Raw genomic sequence first — 12,661 nt, 5'->3', positions numbered from 1 at the left:
TGATAATATGAAAAAACTAAGTGCTGTATTAGGGGTGGGGATTGTTACGTGGCTATTATTTCACAAACACCAAAAAAGACTTTAAGCCTATACAATTATGAAAAAAGCCGTAATCGGCTTTTTATCATTTACTCAGCAATTTGGTAATCATCATCTAATACTTTGATCTGGCTGTCACCAACAATAAAGTAATGTGGATAATGATACAATAAATTCTTATTTACAAAAGAGATACTGCCTAGCAATACATCTACTTCTTCAATAGAAGTGCGGCGCATTAAATCAGTGATATAGTTAAAGTCTGTCTTCATCGTTTTATAATGTTCATCCGCAAAGCTATAAATATCTTTCTCAGGAATGAAGTGGGTAGCACGGCTTAATGGTTTTACGATATTGCGTGCATACGCTGGAGCACTTATTTCATAACCATTCATGCTTAATGGTGTTCCATATTCTACAATAGCCTTAATGATACGCGCATTATCCACAACTTTACCAAAAGAATCATCTTTTACATTAATGACAAATTTACGTCCTTCCGCAAATTGACGGATATGATATTCGTTTTGGAAAAACAGATACATGTGATGATTTAAAACGGTTGCCATCTCTTCCTTTACAGGTTCATAACCTACCCATCCGCCAAAATCATTCACATCAGCGATCTCAATTCCATACATAACTTGTTTCATAAGAGTTCCTCCTGTTTTATTCTCTATACCATTATACCTCTTTTATGTTCTTTTTTTCACTAATTCATAAATTTTTTCAAACTATCAATATCAATTGTAAAAAATATCAGAAATTATAGTATAATAATAAAAAGGGATATACCGTAAGTGGTGTACTTAAGGGGTAATGATATGGAAAAGAAACAACGCTATTGTCCAAGCTGCGGAGCAAAGACAAATGATGCGGTTTGTGAGATCTGCGGCAGACACACAAAGCCAATCAGTGAACGTTATCATGAAAAGAATCTTTATATCGTAGAGGATGATATAGCATCAAATGAAGAACGTCAATATAGAAATGAGCAGAAGGAAAAAGAAAAAAAGACAATTGAAAATGCGGCTTCCTATGAGCGGCAAGCACAGCATCCAAACTATGAGTATAAAGAATTTAAACATCCAGAATTTGAAAAGCCGAAATTTGAACACCCCAGAATGAAGTTTGAAAGGGGAAAACGGCAGCGCCAAGCTCATATTTATAAAGAAGATAAGCGCCAAGGGCCATCAACTATATTGAAAAATGCTATGGGGATCATCATTTTCGTCCTATTGCTTATTGCTTTCATTGCTTATAACGTCTTTGCATCATCGTCGCATGAGTTTGAAGATTATAATAATGACAGTGCCTATACAGAATTAAGCAATGATGCATTGGTGAACGATCATCCGGTTACGAAAATTGATTGTAGCGTTGAAAAAGGTAAGGTCATCCTTACGAATCCAAGCGATTATGTCATCAACGGTTTTTTGAATGATAAGGCGATAACTCATGTGATTGTGTTTCCGCAACAACAATTGCGCATGGAACTGCAGGATGTAGCGGGGGCATGTCCTTTTGATGGAACAGAGGAAAGCAGTCTGCTAATTGATAAACCGGAAATATCCTATCGTTACGAAACACGAATTACGAAAGATAATGTTCGTACGAGTAAACTGTATGTGCATGATGCTTTAAGTGATGAGGAACTAGAAAGTATTTGCCATTATTTATTGAGTTATGGTATATATCAACAGTTATCTGATGAAGAAAGAATTTCGTTTTATGTTGAAAAAGAGCCTAAAAAGCTGTTAAAGAATGTCAAAATGAATTATTCCGATGAAACATTCACGTATGTGAGTGAGGATAACGGGACCATCACAGTTTCATCATAATCGTAAATATCGAGGGAAAGGACTTCCTAAATCATAAAGTTAGTGGTAATATAATATAGAAAAAAAGGAGTATATGTTATGAAAAATGCAATTCGTTTGAGTGAAGAAATCTCTAAAAATGTGACGACTCGAAAATTTGTGACGACGAAGATTGAATATTTCTGTGAATCAGAAGATGATACGAAAACATTGACGGATAATATTACGCGTGTTCTTACCAAAAATTTAGGAGATACCAATCTGGCTAAAATCACTTATGAATATTATCCAAGTGAGAAGAAAGTCGAAGTTGAAATTATTGAACATATGTAAAAAAATGGAGTGTATTTTTTAAGAAATACATTCCATCTTTTATTTTGTGTTTTTAGCGTGCTAGGGCTTCTTCAATTTCAACGACATACATCGTATGGTAGTCTTTTAATGGATAGTTTTTCTCAATTAAGGAGCTATCCAAGAAGCACGCTTCGCTTAATTCTTGTGCATACAGCTTACGGCATACCAGTACCGTATTCGCTTCTTCAAAGTAAGGAACATCATGGTGATGAGCAATATGGAAACCGGCTTTTGTGATCTTATCTTCATCTTTTCCCGAAACAGTACCGCAATAACTTAATTGCTTGCGATACTCTTCATCATAAAAGGATAATGTCAATCGCTCACTTCCATCGATAAATTCCTTCGTATAGCGTTGCGGACGGATAAAGATATAAGCGACTTTTTTGTTCCATAAAATTCCCATACCACCCCAGGAAGCGGTCATGGTGTTGACACGTCCATCCTTTTCTGCTGTTACCAGCATCCACTCTTTGCCAATCATGGTAAAGACATCTCCATGCAGTTTTTCTGGCTCTATGATTTGTAAAGCGTTCATAATAAACACTCCTTTCTGTTATGATGCTATTATAGTTTATGCAGAAAGCATTTGGCAAGTAGCATGAAAATATGAATTTATTGTGTATTTTTAAAACTTAAGATAAGATATAGAAAAGTGGAGGTAGTTACTCATGAAAATTACGTATTTACATCACAGTGCCTTTCTTATTGAATTAAAACATCATCTGCTATTGTTTGATTGGGTCAATACGCCACTTTGTGAACTACCGAAAGATAAGCCACTATATGTCTTTGTCTCTCATCATCATGAAGATCATTTCCATGAAGCGATTTTCACATTAGCCAAAATTCATCCAGATGTACATTATCTGATCAGTGATGATGTTCCTTGTAAGGATCGTAAGGACGTTTTGGTATGCGCTTGTGACCAGATATATGAAGTGGATGATTTGCAAGTAAAAACGATTGCATCCACAGATGAAGGGGTTGCTTTCCTTGTGATGTGTGAACAAAATATCATCTATCATGCAGGAGATTTAAATTGGTGGGATTGGGGCGAGGAAGACAGTGAAGAAGAGGCTCAACAAATGGAAACAGCATATCGTAAAGCAATGAAAAAACTTAGTCGTTACCAGATGGATGTGGCATTTTTACCAGTTGATCCACGTCTTATTAAAGGGTTTTATAAAGGTGTCAGCTGTTTTATGCAGTATAGTGATGCAAAGCATATCATCCCGATGCATATGTGGGATCAATATGATATAGTAGAGAAATTATGTAAAAGAGATGAAGTAAAAGCATATGCAAAGCGTATCCAAAAGATTAGAAAAGATATGGAAACGTTTACAATATAACGGAATCCGGTAGCCATTTTTATGAAAATATGATATATTTGAAAGTACGAAGAGGAAAGATAAAGGGTGATAAAGATGATGGATGAAAAGCAAATAGTAAAACATGCGCTAGATGATTATCAGAGAATTACCGGACTGCGCTCTTATATCGTTGAGGATAATACGGTGATTCAGAGTGCATCAGAGAAAAATTATTTTTGTAAATGTCTTAAGATTTCAAGCAAGGCATTGGAAAAGTGTGAAGAATGTACAAAGGAAACGTATGAAAATGCACGCCAGATTGATAAGGAATGTATTTATTCTTGTCATGCTGGTTTGATTAAATGGGCGGTTCCTGTTAATTATAAGGAGTATCATTGTGTGATTGTATCGGAAGGCATCTTAGCACAAAAACAAAAAGAAGAGGCGGATCGCTGGGCAAATTATCTCAGCAGTGAATATAAACTTGATGAAGGTATGTTGTTGCATAATTTTAAGGTTATTAAAACAATGGATGAGTCAGAAATGAATGCCTCTATTCAATTATTAAAGGATCTTTTGAACTATCATTTCACATTTGCAAAAGGAATGTAAGATAAATAAGTATATAACCGTAACAGTATAGAAAATGCCGTATCATTTCTATTGATGTTACGGTTTTTACTTGGAAACAGATATGAAAAATCATAACATACACATATTTGGTAAGAAAAAGGAAGGTTTTGGGCGTTTTAATGTTATCTTTAGCTTACTTACGCTATACTATATGTAATAAAGTGAGGTGTTATGATGGAAATTACAAATCCATATCTGTTAGCGGCACTGGGAACTGGTTTTACCTTTCTTATGACAACTTTGGGTGCGGCAATGGTTTTTTTCTTTCGTAAAGATATAAAAGCAAATGTACAATCAATTTTTCTTGGGTTTGCGGCAGGTGTCATGATAGCCGCAAGTGTTTGGAGCTTATTAATCCCTGCCATGGAACAAGCAGAAGAATTAGGGATGATTCCTTGGCTTCCAGCAGCTGGAGGTTTTATCCTAGGTGGTATTTTTCTGTTTGGCTTAGATCATGCTTTACCTCATCTACATCCAGGCAGTGAGAAACCGGAAGGTCCAACATCTTCACTAAAGCGAACAACCTTGCTGGTATTTGCCGTAACATTGCACAATATACCAGAGGGCATGGCAGTAGGACTAGCATTTGCCATGTCTTTACAAACTGGGGCATCGGTAACATTAGCGGCAGCCATTTCCTTAGCTCTTGGCATAGGTTTGCAAAACTTTCCGGAAGGTGCGGCTATTTCGCTTCCCTTAAAGAAAGAAGGATGTTCAAATGGCAAAGCATTCCTATATGGTTCCTTAAGCGGTATCGTAGAGCCCATAGCAGGAATTGCGACCGTCGCCATTGTGCAGGGTGCGACATTGGTCATGCCATGGCTGTTATCATTTGCGGCAGGTGCCATGTTGTATGTTGTGGTAGAGGAACTAATACCACAGGCGCATTTAGGAGAACATACCCATGCGGGAACAGCTGGCGTGATGTTTGGTTTCCTTCTGATGATGGTCATGGATGTAGCTTTAGGTTAGAAATAAATAGGGTGAAAAAAGTACAGAATGAAAAAATCTGTACTTTTTTCATTTCTCAGCCAAAAATAGATAAATTTGTGTTAAAATAAGAATAATGATAACACTTACATATGCGAAGGGAGAAGAGCTATGATAAAGAAACTGCAGGATCTGCAACAACATATCCAACAGGAAAAACGTAAATATAACCATTTAAGCGCAACCAGAATGTATGAGCTGATTCAAGCTTATGTAAAAGCGCAGATGCAATCGGCACCAATACACCAAAGTGAGCGTAAGCTCTACTATATTTCAGCAGAATTTCTGTTAGGAAAGATGCTTACAAGCAATTTAGTTAATTTAGGTTTATTAGATGAAATGCAAGAATTGGTGCAGAAAGAAGGATTTGCATGGTCGCAGATTCAAGATGAGGAAATGGAACCATCCTTAGGGAACGGAGGTTTAGGCCGATTGGCTGCTTGTTTCCTTGACTCAATTGCATCCTTACAGCGCAATGGAGACGGTATCGGCTTATATTATCATTTTGGATTATTTGAACAGAAATTTGAAAACAATAAACAAGTAGAATTACCAAATCGCTGGATCGGTAAAACTTCCTGGTTTACGAAAAAAGAAGTCAATTATCGCGTTCCCTATAAAAACGGCTGGCTGAAACCAATCTTATATGATATGGAAGTCATCGGTGAGCATGGCACTCGCAACACCTTGCATCTATTTGATGTAGAAAGTGTTGATGAATCAATTGTTCACGATGGTATCCAATTTGATAAAACAGCCATTGAAAAAAATCTAACGTTATTCTTATATCCGGATGACAGTGATGAAGCAGGCCGAAAGTTACGGATTTATCAACAATACTTTATGGTATCCTGTGCTGCCCAGATGATTTTAGAAGAAGCTTTACAACACCAATGGGATCTGCGCCATCTGCATGAACATGTCATCATTCAAATCAATGATACCCATCCGACAATGGTAATCTTAGAACTTATTCGTCTTTTGCAAAAGAGAGGTCTATTGCTTGCTGAAGCTATTGAAGTCGTCTCCGGTATGTGTGCATATACAAATCATACGATCTTAGCCGAAGCATTAGAAACCTGGCCTTATGCTTACTTGCAAGACGTTGTACCACAATTAATGAATATTATAGAAACACTGGATGTGATGATGAAAGAACGCAGTAAAAAAGCAAGTACTGCTATTATAGATGCAAACCGCAATGTGCATATGGCCAATATTGACATTCATATCGGTAAAAGTGTCAATGGTGTTGCGGCCATTCATACTGATATATTAAAACAAAGCGAATTGAAAGATTTCTATGCCTTATATCCTACGAAATTTAACAATAAGACGAATGGTATTACCTTTCGACGCTGGTTAAGTGGATGTAATACGCAACTACATCATTATTTATGTGATTTGTTGAAAAAAGATCCATCTTCCCATCCTGAAATATTAAAAGAATTGGTAAAGTATGCGCATGATGAAACCGTAATTGCAGATATTATGGCAATTAAACAGGAAAAGAAAATGGAATGGATTGCGCATATGAAAAAGAAACAGCAAATAACCTTAAACCCTTATGCTGTTTTTGATACACAGGTCAAACGTTTGCATGAATATAAGCGCCAGCAAATGAATGCGTTATATATTATTCATAAGCTTTTGCAAATTCGTGACAACGAACTGCCGCCACGTCCGATCAACATAATTTTCGGAGCGAAAGCAGCTTGCGCCTATACAATTGCCAAGGACATCATACATGCTTTATTATGTTTGCAAGAACTTATCGCAAAGGATGAAAAGGTATCTCCATATCTGCAATTGTGTTTTATTGAAAACTATAATGTCAGTGAAGCTGAATTTATCATCCCAGCCAGTGATATTTCTGAACAGATTTCACTTGCATCGAAAGAAGCCAGTGGTACCGGTAATATGAAATTCATGTTAAATGGCGCTGTGACATTGGGCACAAATGATGGTGCGAATGTGGAAATAGCGGACTTGGTAGGTCAAGAGAATATCTATACCTTTGGCAAAGATAGCGATACTGTAATCGCTCATTATGCAAACCAAGATTATGTGGCAAAGGATATTTATGAAGGAAGTGAACATGTAAAAACGTTGGTTGACTTCCTTATCAGTGATGAAATGCTACGTGTTGGAGATCCGGTCAGTCTAACACGGTTGCATCATGAATTAATTCATAAGGACTGGTTCATGACATTGTTAGATGTAGAAGAGTATATAGTATGTAAAGAAAAGATGTTGCAAGATTATGAAAAGCAAACGGACTGGGGCAGAAAAATGCTGATGAATATCGCTATGAGCGGTTTCTTCTCTAGTGATCGAACGATTCAAGAGTATGACAGGGATATCTGGAAATTGTCTTAGAGGAGGGGTCACATGGAACGGACTACAGGAATCTTACTACCGATTTTTTCACTGCCGTCAAATCAGGGTATCGGTGATTTTGGCAAGCATACGTATCGCTTGATTGATGCAATCGCAAAGCAGCATATTCATATTTGGCAGATATTGCCATTGAATCCTGTCGGATATGGGAATTCACCATATCAGCCGTATTCTTCCTTTGCCGGAGATGAGCTATACATCAGTATAGATACATTAGCTGATTATGGGCTTTTAAAACAAAGCTCTATTCGTAACTATAATAAATTTAGTGAACGTGTAGATTATGAAGGCGTGCGCAAATTCAAAGAGCCTTATTTAAGAAAGGCATTTAAAACGTTTCAAAAAAATTTTCATGAGTTTGAACAGGAGTATCAACTGTTTACGTCACAATCAGAATGGCTGTATCCATATGCGGTCTTTATTACCTTAAAGAAACAAAATGATGATAAGCCTTGGCAACAATGGCCTAAGGAGCAACGGGAGTGGATCATTGATCGCCACTACTCTTTACAAAGCCTTGAAAATGAAATCCGTTATGAGGAGTTTCTACAATTTATCTTTTATAAACAATGGGCAGGCATAAAAGAATATGCGAATGCCAAAGGTGTTAAGATTATGGGTGATATGCCATTCTATGTCGGTTTAGACAGTGCCGATGTGTGGCAACGTCAAGAAGAATTCTTATTGGATGCAGATGGTTATCCAACTTTTATCGCCGGAGTACCACCTGACTATTTCAGTGAGGATGGTCAACGTTGGGGAAATCCAATTTATCATTGGAAACAGATGAAAAAGCAGCATTATGATTTCTGGATGAAGCGTTTAGCATGGAGTGCTGCCAACTTTGATATCACCCGTATCGATCATTTTCGGGCATTTGATACGTATTGGAAGATTCCGGTGGAATGTCCTACGGCACAGGTTGGAGAATGGATAAGCGGACCGGCTTATGACTTCTTTGATGAAGTATATCGTCAGATGCCTGATATTCAAATCGTCGCTGAAGATTTGGGTGATTTGCGCAAGCAGGTGCATAAGCTGCGAGATCATTATCACTTATTAGGAATGAATGTTGCTGAATTTGAATTGGTTCCAAAGCAATTAAAGAAAAAACGCAGAGAGCATGTGATTTTATATACCGGCACTCATGATAATGATACGCTGGAAGGTTTTTATCAAGATTTACCGCAAAACCGTAAAATTGCACTGCGTAGATATTTTCACAACTGTGGCTATGAAAACCGTAATTTCCACGAACTGGTTATTCGCTATTGCCTAAACAGTGCGGCAGAAGTTGTCATCTTACCAGTACAGGATATTCTGGGATTGAAAAAAGAAGGCAGGATCAATACACCGGGGACAATAGGTTCACCTAATTGGGAATGGAAACTGAAGAACTTAAAAACCTTTTATGAATTGTTACCAAAGCTTGGTGATTGGATCAGGGAAACCGGCAGAGATCATTAAGTAATGATGCTAAATCATCATTTCATGAGGAACGGAAAAATTTCTTATTCAGAATCGTCATATATAAAAAGGCAAATTAGTTTGCCTTTTTATATTCCTTCCCATGCTATAATTCTAAGTTTTGTGACACAAAGCAAAAAGCTGATATAGTAATTTATTTATAGTGAAAATCAAAAACTGCACATATCGTCATGTGCAGTTTTTATATAGCGATTAATTAAAGTTGGAAAATGGATCCATCCCATTTTGTTGATCGGATTGTTGCGATTTTTCATTATTGGAAGTGGTTGTTGATGCGTCAGCTTCACCAAGTGTCACCTTGATGGTCTTCGTTTCATTATTTCTAAGTATATTCATTGTCATGGTTTCTCCGGCTTTATGACTATTTACGGCAGTTTTTACATCCGCAATATCGCTAACCTTCTTACCGTCTACCTTTAAAATCTGATCACCGACTTCTAAACCTGCTTTGTCTGCGGCTTTACCACTTTCCACTTTAGCGATGTAAACAGCAGACATGCTTTCACCATAAGGATTTGTTGCGGTTGAAAGGGTAACTCCTAAAGAAGCACGGCCTTTTACATACCCATTTTCAATCAGATTTTCAATGACATCTTTCGCTCGGTCAATCGGAATAGCAAAACCAAGACCCTCAATATTGTTGCCACTGGATTTGGCATTAACAATACCTATCAGTTCACCTCGATCATTAAACAAACCACCGCCGGAATTACCTGGATTGATAGCAGCATTCGTTTGTAATAAATGCATTTTCTGATTATCAACGGTAATTTCACGATCTAAAGCAGAGATGATACCAGAAGTTACGGTTCCACCTAATTCACCTAATGGATTTCCGATAGCAACCGCCGTATCACCAACTTCCAACTTGCTGGATTTTCCCATTACAGCAGGAGAAAGATTGCTGGCTTCGATTTTAATGACAGCTAAATCGGTGGATGCATCGGTCCCAATCAATTTAGCATTATAAGATTTTCCATCTTTTGTTGTCACAGTGACTTTATCAGCACCATCAATGACATGGTTGTTCGTGACAATATAGCCATCTTTGGTTAAGATAACACCACTACCGGCTCCAGATGATACTGCTTGAGGAAAGAAACTATTCGTGGACACCGATTCGGTTTTAATTTCAACGACGCTGTTTGCGGCAGCTTCGGTGATTTGTTTAATGCTCATCGTGTCACCATTGGCTGCTGTTGTTGTAGTTTTTGTGGTGTTGGCAGATTGATACATGATGACACCGCCATTACCATTGATATGATTGGCAGCTAAAGTACCGCCAAATCCACCGGCTAAAGCCAACAGGAAACAACCTGACATCATAACACCGCTTTTATGCTTTTTTATGAAAGGCACTTTTGGCTGCTTTCCATTGTCAGTCAGTGCTTCTTCAGTCGAAGTGGTTTCTTCTTGTTTTACATCTTCTTCTAACGTCGTTTCTTCTTTTACTGGCTCTTTTTGAGTACTTGTTTCTTCCTCAGTGTCAGTGACTGTTTCATTTACTACAGTCTCATCATACTTGTTTTCATCTTTGTTATTCATGTTTTCGACATTACTGTTTTCATTTTCGTTCATATACTGCTCCTCCTTTAAGTATGTTTTCTTTACGCCTTTTAGTATACAGATAGATTATCTCAAAAAAATTTTATAAATATGTGAAAATCAGATGAATTTTTTTCAAAGTTGGATGGAAATATGTGAAAAACGGGATAAAATCACGAAAAAAATGCCAAAAAGTAAAGGATTCCCCTTTTCTTACTTAAATACGACATTTAACTATGCTATAATAACAATGGAATGTGTATCATACATATTCGTTCGTAAACGTCGGTATACTTTCGTATTTATATATAAAAAGAAAATGTGGGAGGGAATTACACATGGCAAACACCAGTAAAAAGAAAATGACAGCAACAGCAAAGAAAAGTGCTGCAGCAAAAGCTGAAACTGTTAAAAAAGAAACAAAGAGCGAAGAAGTTAAAAGTATTGCCGTAAAACCAGAGGCTAAAAAACTTACGACTGCAAAAGAACCTAAAAAGATCACAGCTGCAAAAGAACCAGAAAAAATTACGGTAGCAAAGGAACCAGAAAAACTAACTGTGAAAGAAGAACCTAAGAAAACCGTAAAAAAGGAAACCAAAGCAGAAACAAAGAGTACAAAAGCTGAAACAAAGAGTGCAAAAACGGTGAAAAAGGAAGAAACCAAAACGGTCAAAGCGGCGAAGAAAGAAACGCCTGCTACTAAAAAGAGCGTTAAGGAAGAACCTAAAAAAGAAGAAACACCGGTTAAGAAGAGTACAAAGAAAGCGGAAACGAAAAAAGTAGAAGCGAAAGAAGAAAAAAAATCGGCTGTGAAAAAAACGGAGACAGTTAATGAAAAGAAGCCAGCTGCTAAGAAAGCTGCCAAAAAACCAACAAAGAAGGAAAAAACCGCTGTCTATGAAGTGTTGTCTTTAGAAGAATGCATCCAGCGTATGCAAGCCATGGGTGTACAGCATGTGTATGAAGATTATGCACGTTTCTTGATGGATGAGGCTGACATTAAGAAACTAGAGAAAGATATCATTGAGGGAAATAACTTAAAGAATGCAGACTTTGCTTACGAAAAAGATGGTTATGATACCGACTTAGTGGCTGTAACTTTAGGTAAGGTGGCTGATACTATGGACATTAAAGCAATGGATTATAAAGATATTAAGAAGGATATGAATACAGCGGTTAAGACTACAATCAGTGAAGATGCTGAAGTAAATGCTGCTGAATATCTGAAGGAATTTAAGATTTGTGAAAAATTGCTAATGATTGGTCAGCGCAAGAATATAGGGGATTCAGCGATTGTCAGCGAATTGATTGGTGCAGATGTTGATGCATTTGTTGCACACTTCTTTGATTTGGCATATGCTATATTGCCAGATTGGCAGTATGACGATGTGAAATTTTATGAAGATTTCGCATATGCCGTATTATCTCAATATTATGATTTATTTACAAAATATCAGTTGCGTATTTTGATGGATGTTGCTGATTTATATATCAAGCATGGTGATTTCCAGCACGGTGATGAATGTTATGGTTATATCTTACGAGATAATCAAATCAAAGATTATATCTATTATCGCTTTGCATCTGTTTATGAAGATATTGACTTTAATAAAGCAAAAGCGTTGGCTTATGAGTCTTTACAGTACGTAGATGGACGCTACACATATTATCAGAATATCATGGATATTATTAATAAATAGTTGAGCATAAAGGACTGTTGATCAAAAACAACAGTCTTTTTTATGTACTTATCAAAACTCACATGCCCAAACAGCCGTAACGTGTTTCTCATCCCGCTTATTGAAAAAAGGTAAGTTCACTTGAACTTACCTTATATATTTAACTGGTGACGCGTACGGGATTCGAACCCGTGAGTGCATGCGTGAAAGGCATGTGAGTTAACCGTTTCTCCAACGCGCCATTTAACTGTTGCCACGTAATTATAACAAAATAGGTTTTAAGCGTCAAGAACTTTTTGTAAAAAATTAATATCCGCCAGACTATTTATCAGATGGAGCTTAATACACTTTTTACTTACTTATGGTAATCTTTAAAAATGCGCATTTATTTTAAGAG

The 12,661-nt window shown here is 37.0% G+C and carries 11 protein-coding genes and 1 tRNA gene; 8 read left to right on the top strand and 4 right to left on the bottom strand.

Features of this window, described 5'->3' with window-relative positions; genetic code table 11:
• Window positions 1-128: 128 nt before the first annotated feature.
• Entirely contained in the window at window positions 129-692 is a 564-nt protein-coding gene (locus tag KJS44_RS10475) for a hypothetical protein (protein WP_008687457.1), read from the bottom strand.
• 171 nt (window positions 693-863) lie between these two features.
• Between KJS44_RS10475 and KJS44_RS10470 the strand changes: the two genes are divergently transcribed.
• On the top strand, window positions 864-1,880 hold the full coding sequence (locus KJS44_RS10470) for a hypothetical protein (protein ID WP_008687458.1): 1,017 nt from the start codon (window positions 864-866) through the stop codon (window positions 1,878-1,880).
• Window positions 1,881-1,958: 78 nt separating this feature from the next.
• Window positions 1,959-2,192 (top strand): hypothetical protein, encoded by a 234-nt coding sequence (locus KJS44_RS10465; protein WP_008687461.1) that lies wholly within the window; start codon window positions 1,959-1,961, stop codon window positions 2,190-2,192.
• A 52-nt stretch (window positions 2,193-2,244) separates the two neighbouring features.
• On the opposite strand, the gene KJS44_RS10460 is transcribed toward KJS44_RS10465, so the two are convergent.
• Window positions 2,245-2,751: a flavin reductase family protein gene (locus KJS44_RS10460; RefSeq protein WP_008687462.1), complete on the bottom strand. Its 507-nt coding sequence runs from the start codon at window positions 2,749-2,751 to the stop codon at window positions 2,245-2,247.
• Between the two features lie 133 nt (window positions 2,752-2,884).
• Between KJS44_RS10460 and KJS44_RS10455 the strand changes: the two genes are divergently transcribed.
• The 5 genes from KJS44_RS10455 (at window position 2,885) to malQ (ending at window position 9,019) form a co-directional block, all read left to right on the top strand.
• Window positions 2,885-3,568 (top strand): MBL fold metallo-hydrolase, encoded by a 684-nt coding sequence (locus KJS44_RS10455; RefSeq protein WP_008687464.1) that lies wholly within the window; start codon window positions 2,885-2,887, stop codon window positions 3,566-3,568.
• A gap of 75 nt (window positions 3,569-3,643) precedes the next feature.
• A complete protein-coding gene (locus KJS44_RS10450; protein ID WP_008687466.1) occupies window positions 3,644-4,141 on the top strand; it encodes a PocR ligand-binding domain-containing protein in 498 nt (165 codons plus the stop codon).
• A gap of 192 nt (window positions 4,142-4,333) precedes the next feature.
• Window positions 4,334-5,134 (top strand): ZIP family metal transporter, encoded by an 801-nt coding sequence (locus KJS44_RS10445; protein WP_008979438.1) that lies wholly within the window; start codon window positions 4,334-4,336, stop codon window positions 5,132-5,134.
• A gap of 129 nt (window positions 5,135-5,263) precedes the next feature.
• Window positions 5,264-7,531 carry a glycogen/starch/alpha-glucan family phosphorylase gene (gene glgP, locus KJS44_RS10440; protein WP_008687469.1) on the top strand — a complete coding sequence of 756 codons (2,268 nt, stop codon included), beginning with the start codon at window positions 5,264-5,266 and terminating at the stop codon, window positions 7,529-7,531.
• Window positions 7,532-7,543: 12 nt separating this feature from the next.
• Complete coding sequence (malQ, locus tag KJS44_RS10435; RefSeq protein ID WP_008687470.1) at window positions 7,544-9,019, top strand: 4-alpha-glucanotransferase; 1,476 nt, start codon at window positions 7,544-7,546, stop codon at window positions 9,017-9,019.
• Between the two features lie 213 nt (window positions 9,020-9,232).
• On the opposite strand, the gene KJS44_RS10430 is transcribed toward malQ, so the two are convergent.
• A complete protein-coding gene (locus KJS44_RS10430; RefSeq protein ID WP_008687471.1) occupies window positions 9,233-10,618 on the bottom strand; it encodes a S1C family serine protease in 1,386 nt (461 codons plus the stop codon).
• A gap of 305 nt (window positions 10,619-10,923) precedes the next feature.
• Between KJS44_RS10430 and KJS44_RS10425 the strand changes: the two genes are divergently transcribed.
• Complete coding sequence (locus KJS44_RS10425; protein ID WP_008687472.1) at window positions 10,924-12,285, top strand: hypothetical protein; 1,362 nt, start codon at window positions 10,924-10,926, stop codon at window positions 12,283-12,285.
• Between the two features lie 144 nt (window positions 12,286-12,429).
• On the opposite strand, the gene KJS44_RS10420 is transcribed toward KJS44_RS10425, so the two are convergent.
• Window positions 12,430-12,505 (bottom strand) — tRNA-Glu (locus KJS44_RS10420).
• Window positions 12,506-12,661: the final 156 nt, after the last annotated feature.

The organism is Longicatena caecimuris, assembly GCF_018406465.1.
GTDB lineage: Bacteria > Bacillota_I > Bacilli_A > Erysipelotrichales > Erysipelotrichaceae > Longicatena > Longicatena caecimuris.
Note: the sequence above shows the minus strand (reverse complement) of the source record. Positions and strands in the feature narration are given on the sequence as shown.

What these genes read in the sequence shown, in the direction of transcription:
- KJS44_RS10430 (WP_008687471.1), bottom strand. Translation starts at nt 10,618, where the DNA reads ATGAACGAAAATGAAAACAGTAATGTCGAAAACATGAATAACAAAGAT.
- KJS44_RS10445 (WP_008979438.1), top strand. Translation starts at nt 4,334, where the DNA reads ATGATGGAAATTACAAATCCATATCTGTTAGCGGCACTGGGAACTGGT.
- KJS44_RS10455 (WP_008687464.1), top strand. Translation starts at nt 2,885, where the DNA reads ATGAAAATTACGTATTTACATCACAGTGCCTTTCTTATTGAATTAAAA.
- glgP (WP_008687469.1), top strand. Translation starts at nt 5,264, where the DNA reads ATGATAAAGAAACTGCAGGATCTGCAACAACATATCCAACAGGAAAAA.
- KJS44_RS10460 (WP_008687462.1), bottom strand. Translation starts at nt 2,751, where the DNA reads ATGAACGCTTTACAAATCATAGAGCCAGAAAAACTGCATGGAGATGTC.
- malQ (WP_008687470.1), top strand. Translation starts at nt 7,544, where the DNA reads ATGGAACGGACTACAGGAATCTTACTACCGATTTTTTCACTGCCGTCA.
- KJS44_RS10450 (WP_008687466.1), top strand. Translation starts at nt 3,644, where the DNA reads ATGATGGATGAAAAGCAAATAGTAAAACATGCGCTAGATGATTATCAG.
- KJS44_RS10470 (WP_008687458.1), top strand. Translation starts at nt 864, where the DNA reads ATGGAAAAGAAACAACGCTATTGTCCAAGCTGCGGAGCAAAGACAAAT.
- KJS44_RS10465 (WP_008687461.1), top strand. Translation starts at nt 1,959, where the DNA reads ATGAAAAATGCAATTCGTTTGAGTGAAGAAATCTCTAAAAATGTGACG.
- KJS44_RS10425 (WP_008687472.1), top strand. Translation starts at nt 10,924, where the DNA reads ATGGCAAACACCAGTAAAAAGAAAATGACAGCAACAGCAAAGAAAAGT.
- KJS44_RS10475 (WP_008687457.1), bottom strand. Translation starts at nt 692, where the DNA reads ATGAAACAAGTTATGTATGGAATTGAGATCGCTGATGTGAATGATTTT.